The sequence below is a fragment of the Mycoplasma sp. 10961 genome (genome assembly GCF_055523525.1).
In genome coordinates this window covers 372117-389578 of sequence record NZ_JBVFVD010000001.1, presented here as the reverse complement: position 1 = coordinate 389578, position 17462 = coordinate 372117, and the positions used below count along the sequence as shown (strand labels likewise).

Sequence of the window (17462 nt, the reverse complement as noted above, 5' to 3'; positions counted from 1 at the left end):
GTTTTAAATTTCTGTATTTTCTAGTATCATATTAAATATGATAAATAATAAATGGAAAAGAATTATTTTAATTATTGTTACATTTGGTTTAATACTTTTAAAGTGAAAAAAAGTAAAACATGAAAAAAATACTATTTACCAAGTGAATAATCCTCCTTTTGAAATAACAAAATTAATCGAAGCTTTAGGCATAAATAATTACATTATTAAACAATATAAACCTTCAAGAATTGAATTAGAAATTAAAGATATTTCATTAGTGAACTTAGAAAAAATCAAAAACCTTAAGGGAGTTAGTGGACTATTTGTGAAAAGTAATTTAATTTCAATAATTTTAGGTGTATATACCAAAGCAACATTTGATGCATTACAAAATAGTAAAGGAGCATAATGAATACAATTGACATTAAATATACAACTATTTTAAATAATTTGCTTGATGTTGAACCTGGAGATCCTGCAATTTTTACCCGAAATAATCGCAAAGATTATTTAGATCTTAAAGATCTTATTGACCATGAACAATACCAAGCAATTATAAACAATGAAACATTTAATATTTCATTACTAGATGGGGCTTTATTAGCTTTAAAAAAAGAAATTGAATTATCAAATTCATTAGATGAACTTACTTATATAGTTAAAAGCAAAAATATCCGTAAATTAAAGTTTGAACGCTTTTTAAATGCTAAAACTCATTTTAATGAAATTAAGAAAAATATTCTTAATATTATTCAAAGCAAGATTCATAGTCAAGTTACTACCTTAAAGCAATTATCAGTTAAGGCCCATGAATATTTGGAAGAAACTAATGTTTGACCATTACATATTGGATTCTTATTTATAAGTTTGAAAATTGAAGATAAAGTAATTTATGCACCATTATTCTTTAAAGAAGTTACTATTAATATTAAAAATGGAAAACCATTTTTAATAAGTGAAGGTGATATTAAAGTTAATGAAAAACTATTATTCTTTTTTCAAAGTAAAGATATCGCCTTGCACCTTGACAAAAATTTAAATATTAATTCAATGAATGCATTAATTACAATCTTACAAAAAGATTGGGAAAATTTATTTACATTGCCAGAAGAAGTATTTGGATCATTCGAAAATATGGGTGAAAGCGAAATTCAAAATGAAAGTTTAATGTTTCACCCCGGTGCCATTATTGGTATTTTTGAACCATTGGGTGGTTACTCACGTGCAAGAATGAAAGAAATCATTGAAAAAAAAGAATTTGATGAAATTTTAAAAGTTAGTTTTAACAAGAATATTTACCAAGAAACAATCACCAAAACAATAAATAATCCTAACTACACAATTTTTAAAATTACACCTTCAAACTTATCTCAAGACAAAGCAATTGTTTCATCATTAAATCAAGATACGATTATTTGAGGTCCACCAGGGACAGGCAAATCACAAACCATAGTTAATTTAATCACTAATATTTTAATTTATAACAAAACTGCTATAGTTGCTTCGCAAAAAAAGGCTGCCTTAGATGTTATTAAAGAAAGAATGGGTATTTTGCAATCATTTTGCCTTTTTGCTTTAAAATCTAAAAATATCAATAAAAATAAGTTTTATGAACCAATTATTAAATACCTTGAATTATTGGAAAATTTCAAAAATCCAATTAATTCAAGCGAACGAACACCCATTATTAGTCAACAAGAACAAAAATACATTTATTTAATAAATGATATTTTAACAAATAAACATATTCAATCAATCCTAAGGGCTTATTATTACTTAGCAAAACATAAACAAGATCCAAATTATATAAGCGATGTTGAAATGTTAATTAATTTACCAAATGATATTTTATACCCTGAATATGAATATTCCCACGGTCAAATTCTTGAAATTTTGAAAAAAGAAAACAAAATAAAATGATTAACCTTTTTACCAAAATATCGCAAGCTTAAAATTGTTGCTGAAAATATCGAATCACATATACCGAAATTTGATGGAAGTTTTTCAGATTTAATCACTTTTTTTAATGAATTACCGCAAAATTCTCTGGATAAAGAAACCATTAATAAACTAAATGAAATTATTGAATTAACTAAAAATTTAAAATATCAACAATTTATTTGAGACCAAAAGATCTTACATAAAATTATTTTAGAACGAATCTACAACCGCCTTACTAAATTAGATGAAAATGATAGCAAAGAATATCAGGAATTTGCACAGCATGTACGCATTAAAAACCTAGAACCGCAAAAATTCATGAAAAAATTTGCCAAATTGCTAAAAGTAATTTATCCAATTATTGTAGTTACTCCTGACACTGATTTAGCACATTGAACTAAAGGCGAAATTGACTATGCAATCTTAGATGAATCTAGTCAAATTTTTATCGAAAAGGGACTACCAATTTTATATTTAGCTAAAACTAAAATTTTAGCAGGAGATCCAAAACAAATGAGCCCAAGTAATTGGTTTGGTCGTCGCAGTACTGATGATAGTATTTTTGGAAAAGTTGAATCAATATTAGATTATGCTTCATCTCTAAATATCACTAAAATTTTATTAGATAAAAATTACCGTTCAAATTATTCTGAACTAATGTCTTTTTCATCAAAACATTTTTATAACTCGCAATTAGATGTGATTGATACAAACGCTGATAATATCAATGATGCAATTGAAGTATATCAAGTAGAAGGACAATGAAAAGACCAAAAAAATGAAGTTGAAGCTTTAAAAGTTATCGAAGTCTTAAAAACAAATTTAAAAAAATATAATAAAATCATTATTTTAGCTTTTAATATACAACAAAGTGATTATATTAACAATTTATTGCTTAATAAATACCCAGAGCTTTATGATGATATTACTGAAAATAAAATTATGATTCGTAATGTTGAAAATATCCAAGGCCATGAAGCTGACTTAGTTATTACTACTGTATCATATGATAAATTTACAAGGTTTTCTTCAACATCAATTTGTAAGCCAAACAGTGGTAAAAATACTTTAAATGTAGCGATAACTCGCGCAAAAGATAAAATGATTGTTGTTAAAACAGTTAAAGCATCTGATATTAAATTACCTGAGAATTATTCTGAAGATTTAGAAATCTTCAAAAAATGGTTGCAATTTTTAGAAAAAACCAGTATCCAACGTAAACAAGATGTTTATGACTCCCTAAATCAAAATGATAATCCGGTTGATGATTTACAATTATTTGATTTAAAAGCTAATAAACAAAAAATTATTAGTAATTTAGAAAATTCTAAATGATTTATTGAATTAGTAAAAAATAGTATTAATAAATGCATATCCAACCAAAATCAATATGAAATATTTGAAAATTATATTGTTGGTTCTTTGAAAATAGACTTACTAATTACCAAAAATCAAAAACCTTTTAAGGCAATTATTTTTGATTCCTTTACTAACTTAAACAACGAAACATATATGGATATTAGAGACCAATTCCGTTTCTTAAAATCCAAAAAATATGATGTACACATAATCTCACCTATTTCATGAATTCATCAACAAAATGAATTAGAATATTGATTTAACAATGAAGGAAATCAAGAAAATAATAAAGAACTAAAACCAAGTTTAACCTACATTTTGAACAAAGGTGAATTAGACTACTTTTTAAAAAATGAAAATAATGCACAAGTTGAAAAACAATTAGAAAGTGCAACTTTTGCAAATCAGTTAAAAACAGTTGATAAAGAAATAGAAAAAGTAGTTGATATTCAAAATATCAGCCAGCATGTTGAAAACACTAAAATTAAGAATGAAGTTATACAACAAAAAAACGTCCAAAGCCTTGAACAAAAAATTTCAAATAACCAATCTCCAAAACAAGATGAACAAGATCTAGCAATTCAAATAAATGAAGATGATTATAAAGAAGATGGCGATCAAGATATTCAAGCAAGTGAAAAAACCACAGACATTCAAAACCAAGATTTTGAATATTATGATTTTTCATTTGAAGATGATATATTAAATAAACCAAATATAGAAAATGAAAAAACTTTAGTTAATGATCATCCAATCAACGAAGATGAATTACGTAAAGAACTTGATTTAATCATAAATTCAAATGAACCAAATCAAAACACTAACAATGAAAAAGAATTGAAAAATTAAACTAAGAGAAAGATATTTGTATGTATGAAAATAATTCACTCAACTTAGAAAATATCCTGGGTTTTTTATCCAAAAAAATTAAAAAAAATATCATCATGCATTTATTTACGTGCCACGAAAATGAATGTGATGTGATGACAATTGTTAATGTGTTAAATGCAAAGCAATCTAACATTTCTAAGCATTTAAATGATTTGAAAAAAGCTCAAATAATTTCAGCTAGCAGGAAAGGATTGTATTCATATTATTATTTAAATGATACTTTTGTTAAAAAATTTAAACCATTGCTTAAATCAATTTATCAAATTGATTTAGAGCGAAGTTATGAATGTGAGTGTATTAGAGATGGCCACGACGTTGAAAACTAAAAATAAAATTAAAATTTGAGATTTTACTAAAGGCATTAGGTTTTTAATTTTCGTAACAATAGCCCTTATTTGTATTCAAATCATTTTGGAAGTTATGACTCCAAGGTATGTGCAAAACATTATTAATATTATTTCGCTAGATAAATGAGAAGGACAAATAACAAAACAACAAGCTATTTATCAAAACGCAGGTTACTTATTTTTATTTATTTTTTCAACTTTGTTTATTTCAGTATTTGTCCAAGTTGTTTTAGTATCTAAATATCAAACACAGTTTAGTGCAAATATTAAAAATAAATTATTTGAACAAATTCAAAGTTTTTCACCACAAGACTTAAACCACTTTTCAGTTGGAACAATCTTAAACCGGTTAAGTAATGATGTTGGTTCAATGGAAAGAACTCTGCAGTTAGGAGTTACATCTGTTGTTCGCTCGATCTTTATGTTTTCGAGTGCCTTATACTTTTCATTAAGTGAATCAACCCAATTATCATATGTTTTTCTCATTTCAATTCCAATTTGTTTTGTTATGTTTGCAATTATGTATATTGTACGTAAAAATATCCGCAAACTATTTAAATATAATGATCAATTTAACCAGAAATTGCAAGAAAACTTACATTCTTTAAAAACAATTAAAGCTAATGTTACCGAAGATTTAGAAACTAAAAAAATTCAAGATCATACTCAAAAATTAATGAAATCTAACTTAAAAATTGTTTTAGTTAACTCTTTCGGTGAAACTTCATTTATGACAGTCATTTATATGTCGTTGATTTTATTAGCTACTATTGGTGTTAATTTATTTTTAAATAATAAAATAGATGTTGGGCATATTGTTTTATTTGGAACATATATTTGAATGATTACTTCTTCATTTTTAGGAATTTTAAATATTAGCTACAATATTTTTATAGCAATCCCTAGTTCAAAACGACTCAGCGAAATATTAAACCACAAAACTCAAATTAAAAATGTGGCAAATCCTATTAAAGATTTTATAATCCAAAAAATTGAATTTAAAAATGTTTCATTTAAATACCAGCAAAATAAACAAAACACTTTATCTAATATTAATTTTATTTTAGATAAGCATACTTCATTAGGAATAATTGGTAAAACAGGCGAAGGTAAAAGTACTCTAGTTAACCTATTAGCCCGCTTTTATGATGTTACTGAAGGCCAAATATTGATTAATGATATTAATATCAAAGAGTATGATTTAGATAGATTGCGTGAAAAAATATCAATTGTTTTCCAAGAAAATATTTTATTCTCAGGGACGATTAAATCAAATTTTACCTCAATTAAGAATAATGTAATTGATAAAGAAATTTATGATGTTTTACAAAAAGCACAAATTTATGACTTTGTAATTAATAGTCCAGAACAATTAAATACTCTAGTTAATCAAAAAGGTTCAAATTTTTCAGGTGGTCAACGCCAAAGACTAGCAATTGCCAGATCATTAATTAAAAATCCTGATTTATTAATAATGGATGATGCAACTAGTGCATTAGATTTTAAAACAGAACAAAGCATAAAAGAAACAATTAATCAAATTGATAATTGTCTGAAAGTTATTATTTCGCAAAAAATTAGTTCAATTAAAGATTGCGATAAAATTATAGTATTAGAAGATGGAATGATTAGCAATTTTGGTAATCATGATGAATTACTAGAATTAAATAAGTTTTATAAAGATATTTATTCATATCAAAATTCAATTATAGAAAGTTTTTAATTATGTATTCAAAATATATTAAACATGATAAAAATTTAGTAAAGCGCATTTTTAAACTTCTGTGATCTAATAACAAGCTAATTTTAATCTTAGGGATCTTTCTATTTTTAGTTGCTTCAATTGGAATGCTTTATAACCAAATTTTTATTGGTAAAGTTATTGTTGATCTTGTTTTAAAAGATTATTTAGACCCAAATGCTATTAGAGATCCAAAAACTTTTAATTGACATTTTTTTACTTTAGTAATTGTTTTGTCAGCATTACTCTTCTTATTTGCAATTATCTTTAAATTCATTGGAACTTGATTTTTAAACTTGGTAACATTTAAAACAACTAAAAAGATTCAAGATCAACTTTACTATAAAATTCAAAAATTGCCAATGGATTATGTAAATAAAGAAATGAAGGGCTCAATCATTGTTGCCTTTACATCCGATATTGAGACTTTAAAAGGATTTTTTAGAGATGTAATTCCCAATATTCTAAATTCAATTTTAACTCTTTCAGTTTCAATTATTATGATGGTAACTTTAAGTTGGCAATTAACCTTAATTATGCTTTGTTTCTTAGCATTAATTATTGTTTCATCATATTTTATTATGAAACATTCTAAAAAAGCTTTTGGAAATGAAAGAAAGCAAAATGCCATTGTAACAGCATTTGTTGAAGAATCTCTTAGCAGCTTTGCCACAACTAAAATTTTTAATAATTCAAACCAGATTGTCGAAAAGTACCATAAACTAACCAATGAGCACAAAAAAATAAGTCACAAAACTTACCGCTTATCTGGAATGTTATTTCCTGTATCATTTAACATTGGTTTAATTTGTTATGGAACAATTGCTGTTTTTGGATCAATTTTATTTGTTCAAGGTAATTCAGCTGGTCTTGGTTTAACAGTTGGTACTTTAGTTTCTTTTACTCAATTTGCCAAATCATTTGCACATCCTGTGTCAACAATCATGATGCGAGCTAACGATATTTTAAAAGCCATTGAAGGCTCAAAACGTATCTTTGGGATTATAGATCAACAAGATGAAGAAGACCAAGGTGAGATTTATCTCAAAGAAGAAAATGATAAATTTTATTGAGTTAATAAGCAACAAGATAAACTTGCAAGTTATCAAGGTTTAATTGAATTTAAGAATGTCTCCTTTGCATATGAAAATATTGCTACCATAGATAATATTAGTTTTACAGTGCTCCCAGGTCAAAAAATTGCATTAGTTGGTAAAACCGGGGCAGGTAAAACAACAATTGTTAATTTACTTGGTCGCTTTTATGAAGTTAGCAGTGGCGAAATTTTAATTGACAATATTAACATTAAATTAATCAAAAAAAGTTCCTTAAGAAAACTTTTTGGCTTTGTACTCCAAGACATTCAAATCTTCACAGATACAATTGAAAATAATATAACCTATGGAGCAACTAAACCATTTAATGAATCATTATTACAACAAGCAATTGATAATTCAAATTTAACAACCCACATAGAAAAAATGCCACAAGGTACAAAATCATATTTAATGAATCATAATTCAAGTTTATCCCAAGGACAAAAGCAATTAGTTTCCATAGCAAGGGTAAATTATCAAAATCCTCACATTATTATTTTAGATGAAGCTACTTCAAACATTGATTCTTTAACTGAATTAGAAATTCAAAAATCAATGGATAAATTAACTAACAAAACGACAACAATTTCAATAGCCCACCGGCTAAGTACAATAATTAACTCAGATTTAATTTTAGTTATCGATAAAGGTAAAATACTAGAAAAAGGAACACACAGTGAATTATTGCAAATAAATGGTAAATATACGCAAATGATACAAAGTTCACAAACTTAAAAATAATAATTTTTATCTTTTTTTAAAAACTCACACTAGTTAGACAGGGAATATTCAAATAAGCAAATTATTTATACTTGTTTAGTCGGCGTGAGTTTTTTACTATTTATCCAGGTATGCTTTTAAATATGAATAATTATATCAATTATATAGGTTTTAATAATCTTCATTTTTTTGTCATCTACTATTTGAAATATTAATTTTTTTATTTAATAAGGTAAAAATTACAAAGTTATTGATGCTAGGCACCGCTTCGCGTTTATATCAGTTAATATTATTGTTTATAATATTTAGTATATCTTTTTTATCATAAAAAAAAGAATGCATTAATCAACACCAAACAACTTTGGTGATATCAGAGTAATTTGCATAAATATAAATTTTGCTATCCTATAAAAAACAATAAGCATCTTTATTATTTATTTAAATTAATATAAATAATTATATAACCATAAAGCCTAAAATTACCTTATGTTTTACATAACTATTTATAAAATTTTTAATCTTAATAATATATTTAATATTTAGATTTATATTTATTTTATGTTAAAATTACTTTATGAAAAAATTAGGAATTATATTAGATGCTTTTTCTTGTTTAACAAAGCAACAAGCACAAGAATTAGGTTACAAATTTTTACCCTTACAAGTAGAAATTGATGGAGTAACATACCTTGATGGTATTGATGATCGCCAAGAGTTATTAGAAAAAATTTCTAAAGCTAATAAAGTTTTAACATCATTGCCAAAACTAGATACAATTGAACAAATATTAAAAGATGCTTCGGAAGAATTTGATGATGTAATTTTTGTGGGAATTTCTTCAAAATTATCAGCAACTGCTAACACAGTTCGTACAATTGGGCAAGAACTTGGTAATATCCACGTTATGGAAAACCATTTAATTGGGGATCAAATAACTAAAACAGTTGATTATTTAAAACATTTATATGAACAAAAGAATTATACAATTCAACAATTATATGAAGAAATGGTGTGAATTAATGAATCATCTATAACAAACATTGTACCTGAAAATATTGATCACATGATTAAAGGTGGTAGACTATCAAGTTTTAAAAAATTCGTTTTAACTAAAATACCAATGTTGCCTATTTTAAGTTATGAAGAAGACGGTAGTGTTAAACTAGCAAGTTTAAAAAGAAATATTACAAAGGCAATCCAAAAAGTTATTGAGGGCATTGTGGAGTATTGTGAAGAACAATCATCTAAAATTAAAGATAAGAAATTTGTAATCACTTTTATTCATGGTATTAAGCAAGAACTTGTAGATATTGTAATGAATAACAAATACTTTAAAGTTAATCCTCAATCAATCTTCTTAACACCTTCTGTAATTGCTGTTCATACTGGCCCTGAAGCAATAGCATTAAGCGTAATGCCGGAATTAAAATTTGATAATGAATAATCGAATAGATAAAATTGAAAAAGAAAACAACCAAATTCAAGAAATAGAGCAAATTATAAAACATCACCAAAAAAATAGTAATTTAGATAAATATAAAAAAATTAAATTTCATTTAATCTTTTATTTTAGTATTATTTCAATTATTCTATTGTTAATAGTTATTGGTGTTATCTTTTTCTTCTTATACAAATATACTGTGTAAAGTTTCTATGGAGTATATCCTAGAAACTTTTATTAAAAATAACATGGCCTTAGCCATGTTATTTTAGTTTATTTTTCAATTTTAAAACCTTTTTTCTTTAAAATATTTAAAACAGATTGATTCATTTTATCTTGTACTTTAACTGTAAGGTTAGAAACATTCCATAATGAATCTTCTTTAAGTTCAGTTAATGAGGAAGGTAAATGAATTTTTCTTAAACTTGTTACACTATTTACAAACCATTGTGGTAATCTAGTGACACCTTCAGGTATAATGATTTCATTAATATTTTTCAGTTGTGCAAAGGTATGTTCTTTAAAATTGGCATTTTTATGTACCGTAACAGTTGGGCCAATATTATTAGGAACAAAAACTAATCTTTCAAAGTTATTAGTGTATAAAATGCCACCATAAGATGCAAACCAATAACTACCTGGTTCTACGTTAATTTTTTCTAAATATGGGTTATTGAATGATTGTTTTCAATCTTGAATTTCACGAACTGTTTTAGGTAAAGTAAATTCTTTATTTGTAAGTTTATTAGGAATAACTAATAATTTAGTCATCTCTTTGTTGTATAAAATACCATCTTTAGCACTAAAATGCTTATTATGAGGATTAACAGTAAATTCAACTACTTCACCAGTTCCGCCAGCATAATCAATTTGCTCGATATGTTCACCAATGTATAATTTTTTGCTTTCCTTTAATGCTTGTGATGAAATACTTGTAACTTTTAAATCATTAATATTATCAGCATGTTTTTGATTTTGATCCGCATTTTTGTTTTTATTACCATTAAGAGCAAAGCCACGATAATATTTATATTCAAAGCCATCTTTTACATATGGCGAATTTAAAATTTCAAATGACCTATGGTCTTTAGCAAAATCATCATTTGTCTTAGCGTAGTAACTTTGGCCCCAAGTAGCATCAGAATGGAAAAATTCTTTTTTATCTTCGTCAAAAACAATATTTCATTGGTGATATCCATATTTTGATCAACCGATCACAACTGCACTTTGGACATTTAAAGAATCAAGCATTGCTTTGTATAGGTTGCTAAAACCACCGCAAACAACTATTAATTTATTCATAGCTTCAACAGGGTCAATTGAAGCAGTTTGATCTGCACCTTGTGCATATTTTAAATTAGCTGTAAGTCAATCAAAAACAGCTTTTACTTGATCCATTTTTTTATCTTTTCCTTTGGTAATATCTTTTACTTTATCATCAATAATCTTGCGGTTTTTAGAAATTCCGTCTTTTCCAAGTTGCTTGATTAAAGCTGGGTCATTGTCATCATAGTACCTTTTAATTTGCTCGGCACTAAGGAATTTTAAATAACTCATAGCTTCTAAATTAATTTTAGCATTTGCAGGTACTTGGTTAGAATAATTTAATGAAAGCAAATCTTCTCTTTTTCCTTTACCTTCTTTATGTTGCAAGTCAGATTCAGTATATGAAACCTCGGGTGCTGATTTATACTTACTTTTAGCTTCATTAAAAGATAAAGATAATTTATTATATTGTTGCTTATATAAATCTTCTGAATTTACTGGGTGATTTGTAACTAAATAATAATTAGTATCATCAATTATTTGATTTAATGAATCTCTGTACAATTCATACTTTAACTCAGACTTTAATTCATCTTTTAAAAATATTTGAACTTCAGTTAATAATTGTTCATATTGTTGTTGGTTTTTATTTGCAGGTTTAGCAGGTTCTTCTTTTTTTGGAAACTCTTGCTGAGATTTTGAAGGTGGAGATGTAACAGTATCTGATTTTTTTTCTTCTTGATCTTTAGAACCTGGATTAGTATCTAACGAATTAGTATTTTTCTCGTTTTCACGTTCCTTTTGTGTTTTTGTAGAGTTCGGGTCATTTACTGGTGGAGGTGTTGGATCAGACTTGCCAGGATTTGGCTCAGTCTTTGGTGTTTCAGGGTTAGGATTTGTTTCCTTTGTTCCAATAACTGGTTCTTTAGTCGGATCTTTTGGCGCTGGGGTAGGATCACTAGGTGTGGGTGTCGTTGTTCCATTACCTGCTCCTGGTTCAGGAGCAGGTGCTGTGCAACTAGCAATGGCAAAAAGCGGAGCAGTTGCACCAAAAATAAGAAATTTCTTTAGTTTTTTATGCATAATATTCCTTTCTATATTTATAGAATTTATAAAAAAACGAATTTTTATGTATATATTATATAAGAAAATTATATTTTATTTATTAAATTTAAATTCTTCAGGAATATTATTAAAACCTGTAGGGAATAAATTAGTTTTAGAATCAGGGTATATTTGACCCATAGCTTGGCGATATGAGTTAATTTGAAGATTGCCTCCTCCATATATTAAATCGTATTGTGGTAAATTATATTCTCCGAATAATCCTTGGTAATTAAATCCTTCTGATCTAAAGGCCGCTAATAAACCAGTACGAGCAGCAGAGTTTCCAGAATGGAAAACACCAACAAGCTCATTATTTTGATTTCTAAATGATGTCCCACTAGCTCCACCATATGGAACATATTGCTTAGGTAAATAATTTAACCCATACCCAATTAATTTATCATTTCCTGAAACATAAAAGTCTTTACCAGTATGAGTTGCAGTTAAAAAAGCATCAGTAAGTCCTGGTTTATTAGTAAAAGTACGATAACCAAGTGAACTAGATAAATAATTACCTAAATCTTTATAACTTTGCTCATATTCATCTTTATGCCAATAAAACTCAGGGTTTGAATTTGTTCAAAGCGAATATGTATCCATTCTGGTACGGTAATTTTCACTTTGATTTGCACCTGATCCATCTTCATTTAAAAAGAAATAATCTTCAAATGATAATGGGTACCCAACTGAATATAGTTCGTTCCCTTGGTACTGTTTTTTAGTTTCATTAGTTGAAATTAGTTCGCGGTCAATTTGAGAATAGTCTTGTAAGTATGATTTTTGTAAAAATTTAATATGTTTATCTTTGGTGTTTGCATAATCATTAGTAATTAGTTTTGCAAATTCATCAGGTTTATTCTTGATTTGATCATATTCATAATCTAAATTTGAGCTAGCATTTGTCGAATAATCATAGGCTCAAACATTATCTGAATTAACGTGGCTAAAATCAAATTCTAGCACTGCAAAATCCACAAATTCTTCTAAATTTTCGTATTTTGCTTTTTGTTCTGGAGTTAAAAAATCAGCAGGTTTTGAAGATAAAAAGTTTTTTCCTTCAAAAACTTTTTTTACCATAGATTGAGCAACACCATTTCTAAAAGTAAATTGTTCAAAATCTATATCAGTGCTTACTGCGGAAAATTGTTTATCTAAATTAATATTATTTTTTAATTTAGCAATACTTACATTCCGAGTTTGTCTCGTAAAATTATCTGCAACGTGTAAGTTAGTTCCAAAATATCATTTAGTTGGATATTTCCCATCCTCAGAAATTTGATAATCTAAAATCCACATTGTTCCAGCAGAAGATTGAGTTGATCCTTCCACTGGATTAGTAAATTGTACGCTATAAGTCTGCATTGCTGCCGTTTTATAATGTTCATTAACTAAAGTTCGTGCAAGGCCACTATATCTCCATTGGAAACGCCCAATTGAATCCGCACGTTCAGGTCCTTTTTCAATTTCTCCACCTTCTTGCATTGCCAGACCTAAAAATTCTCCATTAGTGTCATATTTTGGTAATGTAAAACCCTTAATATAAGAAGATTGATATGTATCTAAACCTAATTCTTTAGCTTTTTTATCAAAATTATTTATTGCTTCTTTGTTAGAAGCAATATTTAAATCTAAGCGGTAATCAAGGGGCGAAATTCCTTTAAATTGTAAATGTGCCATCAAACTATTTAAATATAACACATTATCCATTTCATAACGTTGTTGATGGTTTAAATGTTTATATAAAACATAATCATGGTTTAAATGCTCATGGTTTTGAGGATCGTTTTTATCATATGCATTATTTTTTTTACCATCAATTGGGTTAAATTTAAGTCCAGTAATAAGTTTAGATCTTGTAAATACCTCGCTTGGATTTGTTTTATTTGTAAAAGTAATAATTAAATTTAAAGCTCCTAGTCAATCAGAAATATTTTGGCCTTTTTGGTCTACAAAATAATCAAATTTTGTAACATTGTAATTATATAAATTGGCATTTTGACCTTTAACATTAATTTCCAAATCCGCTAGTTTTAAATCAGTTGGATAAATATCTTCAAGTTTCTTTGAATCATTAGAATGTTTTGTAATTTCAAAGTCAACATAACCTAGTTTGTCAGTTTTAAATTCTATGGGCTGCGCTATTTGCTCAGAATGATATTTAACAGTAGTATCTTCATAAAATAACTGAGCTTTAGTTAAAGAACTGAGTGAGTTAGGCACTTCAAAACTTCCGGCATATACTCCATATGAAACTGATCCATTAACTAAGTCAACTTTAACAGTATCATTAAGTAAAATATGGAATTTACCACGTTTTAAATCTTTTTGGTTTTGGGCATGGAATCAAAAATCCACTTGACGTGAATAAGGATCAAGTTGCACTAAATTAAAATGGTTTAAACTTTTAGTGCTAGTAACTTCTGGCGATTTTTGGGTAGTATTATTACCAGGATTTTTTGGTTGACTATCATTATTATTATCTGGATCATTTACAGCTGGCGGCAGTGGAACAGGATCAGGTTCTGGGTTTGGTTTTTCTGACTCTTTTTGTGTTGGATTGCATGAACTAAGAAAGAACAAAGGACTTATAAGTGATGAAACACTAATAAGTCCCTGTAATATTTTTCTTTTTCTCATTATTTAAAATTAACTATATTGCATTGATGATTCAAGTTCTTCATCAGTAGGAATAGTTAAGTTTGATCCAACATATTGGAAAATTTCAGGACTTTGTTTCAAGTATTTTCCTTCAAGAATTCTGATAACAGAGTCAACTGTTTCGTTAAGTGGCACAAAAACCCCCGGTGATTTAGTAAAGTGTTCAGTCATGAAGAAGTTTTGAGTAAAAAAGTTTTCAAGTTGTAAAGCTTTTTTAACTGTGTTTTTACTTTCATCATCCAGTTCATCAAAACCTAAAATTAAAATAACGTCTTCTAAATCCTTGTAAGCTTTTAAAATTCTCTTAGCCTCAATAATTGCATCAAAGTGTTTTTTGCCTAATAATTCAGCAGTAACTGAGTTGGATTGACTAGCTAACGGATCAAAAGCAGGGAAAATATTTTTAGCAGATTGAGCACGAGATAAAACTAAGTTTCCATCTAAGTGGTTAAATACGGCAACTGCTGATGGATCTGACAAGTCATCCATTGGTAAAAACATTGTTTGGAATGAGGTAATTGATCCATTTTCGTTTTTAAATAAACGATCTTCAACTGCCGCAACATCACTTTCTAAAGTAGATTGATATCCACCAACTGATGGACGTTTTCCTAAGGTAGCACTTGTTTCATTTTCAGCTTGTAAGAAACGGTAAATATTATCAACGAATAAAAGCACATCTTGGTTATGTTGATCTCTTAAGTATTCGGCAGCTGTTATTCCAATTGGCACAATTGACATACGAGCACCAGGTGATTCATTCATCTTAGAAATATACATAACTGATTTGTCCATTAGGTTTGAAGATTTAAGCTCATTGTATAATTCAATTGCTTCCCTTGAACGCTCACCTGAACCAATGAAAATGTTTGATGTATTAGGTGATTGACGGTTAATGTTGAAAATCATTTCCTTCATTAAAACTGTTTTACCAACACCGGCTCCACCAAAAATACCGATTTTGTATCCTTTGACAATTGGAATAAAGAAGTCAATTGCTTTAATACCAGTTTCAATAAATTCAAATTCACGAGTAAGGAAACGAGTGTTATTGATAGTTGAATTCATTTCAACTTTAAGTGGAAGGTATTCTTGTGGTAATAATGCTTCACCTCTAAATGAGTAAATGTTATTAAGCGAGTCTTTACCAACTGGAACCATAAAGCTATGTCCAAGGTTTGTAACAACATCGCTAATTGAAATTTCTTGTGAACTATAAATTACAATAGCTCTAACAGTAGTATCATTAAGCACTCTTTTTACTAATAAATAAGTTGCACCATTATGTAAAGTTAATAAATGGTTTACTTTTGGTAAGTTATCTTTAGAAAATTCTATTTCAAGAACGTCTGACCATAAACTTAAAATTTTTCCGTTCATTATTTATCTCCTAATTTCATTGCTAATTCTTCAAGGTAACTTTCTTCAAAGTCAACAAATTCATGGTCAATGGTTATATCTCAATTATAACCATTATATTTAGCATATTGTTTTAAAGCTGATGCAAAGAAAGTTCTTACTAAGGCATCATCATAAACTTCAGTATCATTAATAATCTTATTATATGCATTTTGTGCTTGATCATTAGTTTGAATTAATAAATCAATAAATTGCAAGGCCCTTTCCTGGTCTTTTATGCCGTTAAATAATCCCCATGAGATTAATTTAGAAGTAAGCAATACTGTTTTTTTAGAATAAATTGCAAAGCCTTTTTGATTAAATAATTTTTCAATTAACTTACCTTTGTTTAATAGTTCAGTAGTCTCTTTGTTAAATTCGTAATCTAACATTGAAAGTTTTAAGTGACGTTTGTATTTTCTATATGCTTTACCAACTTCGGCAGCTACTTTAGTAACGCTACGGCTTTGCACGCTTGATCCAGTACGCGAAACAGATAGATCAATGTTAATAGCTGGCAAGATTCCTTGTGAAAATAAATCGGCACTAGTTACAATTTGACCATCAGTAATTGAAATGATGTTAGATGATACTAATGAGGTAATATCTCCATCAATAGTTTGTAAAATTGGCAAGGCAGTAATAGTTTTTCTATTTTCAAAACTTCCTGAACGCTCTAAAAGTTGTGAGTGTGAGAAAAAGGTATCTCCTGGCATAGCTTCTTTACCAACTGGACGGTCAGTTAAAAGTGCAATTTCACGAATAATGTTTGCATGTTTTGTTAAATCATCAAAGACAACCAAAACATCATGTTCGTATGATAAGTTTTCAGCATGTGCCATTCCTATGTATGGTGCAAGGTATTGTTCAAAAGCACTTGTTGAAGACGCATCGATAATAATTGTATTTTGCATTGCTCCATATTCACTTAAAGTACGGTAAATTCTTGAAATTGCTTCACGTTTTTGGCCAACTGCGACATAAATTGATTTAACACCTTCCTTAGCTTGGTTAATAATTGTGTTAATAGCAATATGTGTTTTACCAGTTTGACGATCACCAATAATTAATTCACGTTGTCCTTTACCAATTGGTATAAGTAAGTCAACTGATACAATACCAGTGAATAACTGATCTTTAAGTGTTTTAACTGACATTAAGTCGTGGGCGAGTTCAAAAACTTTAGCTCCTGTTGGTTGTGTATATAAATAGTTTTTCTCAGGTGTTGGAAGTACTTTGTTTCCAAAAATGTCAATAACATTTCCAAATAAATCACTTGGTGTATCAACTCTAGCATCATCATTTTCTAACACAATTTCAGCACCAATTTTAAGTTGAGCTTCTTTTGTATTAGCTAATAAAAAGGCTTTGTTTGCTGTCGCATTTATTAACATTAATTTAACTTCAGTATTATCTAATAAATGATAAAACTGTCTTTGTTTATATGGGAATTCCCCAGTAACTTCTACTATATAATCAAATATAGATGTAATTGTTGGATTTTTATTCATTTT

Annotated in this window: 11 protein-coding genes; 7 read left to right on the top strand and 4 right to left on the bottom strand. The window is 27.7% G+C overall.

Annotated features, from left to right (window positions below):
- The first annotated feature begins 37 nt into the window (after nt 1-37).
- The 7 genes from AC0B4T_RS01715 (at nt 38) to AC0B4T_RS01685 (ending at nt 9724) form a co-directional block, all read left to right on the top strand.
- On the top strand, nt 38-391 hold the full coding sequence (locus AC0B4T_RS01715) for a PTS glucose transporter subunit IIB (RefSeq protein ID WP_465101604.1): 354 nt from the start codon (nt 38-40) through the stop codon (nt 389-391).
- Nucleotides 391-4131, top strand: coding sequence for an AAA domain-containing protein (locus tag AC0B4T_RS01710; RefSeq protein WP_465102865.1), 3741 nt, complete (start codon nt 391-393; stop codon nt 4129-4131). Before AC0B4T_RS01715 ends, AC0B4T_RS01710 begins: the two co-directional genes overlap by 1 nt.
- A 20-nt stretch (nt 4132-4151) precedes the next feature.
- Entirely contained in the window at nt 4152-4499 is a 348-nt protein-coding gene (locus tag AC0B4T_RS01705; RefSeq protein ID WP_465102864.1) for an ArsR family transcriptional regulator, read from the top strand.
- Nucleotides 4477-6243, top strand: coding sequence for an ABC transporter ATP-binding protein (locus AC0B4T_RS01700; RefSeq protein ID WP_465102863.1), 1767 nt, complete (start codon nt 4477-4479; stop codon nt 6241-6243). Before AC0B4T_RS01705 ends, AC0B4T_RS01700 begins: the two co-directional genes overlap by 23 nt.
- Nucleotides 6244-6245: 2 nt before the next feature.
- The gene (locus AC0B4T_RS01695; protein WP_465102862.1) at nt 6246-8093 is read left to right on the top strand and encodes an ABC transporter ATP-binding protein; all 1848 of its coding nucleotides are present in this window, start codon (nt 6246-6248) and stop codon (nt 8091-8093) included.
- A gap of 559 nt (nt 8094-8652) precedes the next feature.
- Nucleotides 8653-9522, top strand: a complete 870-nt coding sequence (locus AC0B4T_RS01690; RefSeq protein WP_465102861.1) for a DegV family protein — start codon at nt 8653-8655, stop codon at nt 9520-9522.
- Nucleotides 9515-9724, top strand: coding sequence for a hypothetical protein (locus AC0B4T_RS01685; protein WP_465102860.1), 210 nt, complete (start codon nt 9515-9517; stop codon nt 9722-9724). Before AC0B4T_RS01690 ends, AC0B4T_RS01685 begins: the two co-directional genes overlap by 8 nt.
- 68 nt (nt 9725-9792) lie before the next feature.
- Here the strand turns inward: AC0B4T_RS01685 and AC0B4T_RS01680 are convergent, their stop codons facing one another.
- The 4 genes from AC0B4T_RS01680 to AC0B4T_RS01665 all read right to left on the bottom strand — a co-directional run bounded on the left by AC0B4T_RS01680 (nt 9793) and on the right by AC0B4T_RS01665 (nt 17459).
- On the bottom strand, nt 9793-11868 hold the full coding sequence (locus AC0B4T_RS01680) for a transglutaminase domain-containing protein (RefSeq protein ID WP_465102859.1): 2076 nt from the start codon (nt 11866-11868) through the stop codon (nt 9793-9795).
- Nucleotides 11869-11943: 75 nt separating this feature from the next.
- A complete protein-coding gene (gene mip, locus AC0B4T_RS01675) occupies nt 11944-14529 on the bottom strand; it encodes an Ig-specific serine endopeptidase MIP (protein ID WP_465102858.1) in 2586 nt (861 codons plus the stop codon).
- Between the two features lie 9 nt (nt 14530-14538).
- Nucleotides 14539-15930 (bottom strand): MSC_0618 family F1-like ATPase beta subunit, encoded by a 1392-nt coding sequence (locus AC0B4T_RS01670; protein ID WP_465102857.1) that lies wholly within the window; start codon nt 15928-15930, stop codon nt 14539-14541.
- Nucleotides 15930-17459 (bottom strand): MSC_0619 family F1-like ATPase alpha subunit, encoded by a 1530-nt coding sequence (locus tag AC0B4T_RS01665; protein ID WP_465102856.1) that lies wholly within the window; start codon nt 17457-17459, stop codon nt 15930-15932. Before AC0B4T_RS01665 ends, AC0B4T_RS01670 begins: the two co-directional genes overlap by 1 nt.
- Nucleotides 17460-17462: the final 3 nt, after the last annotated feature.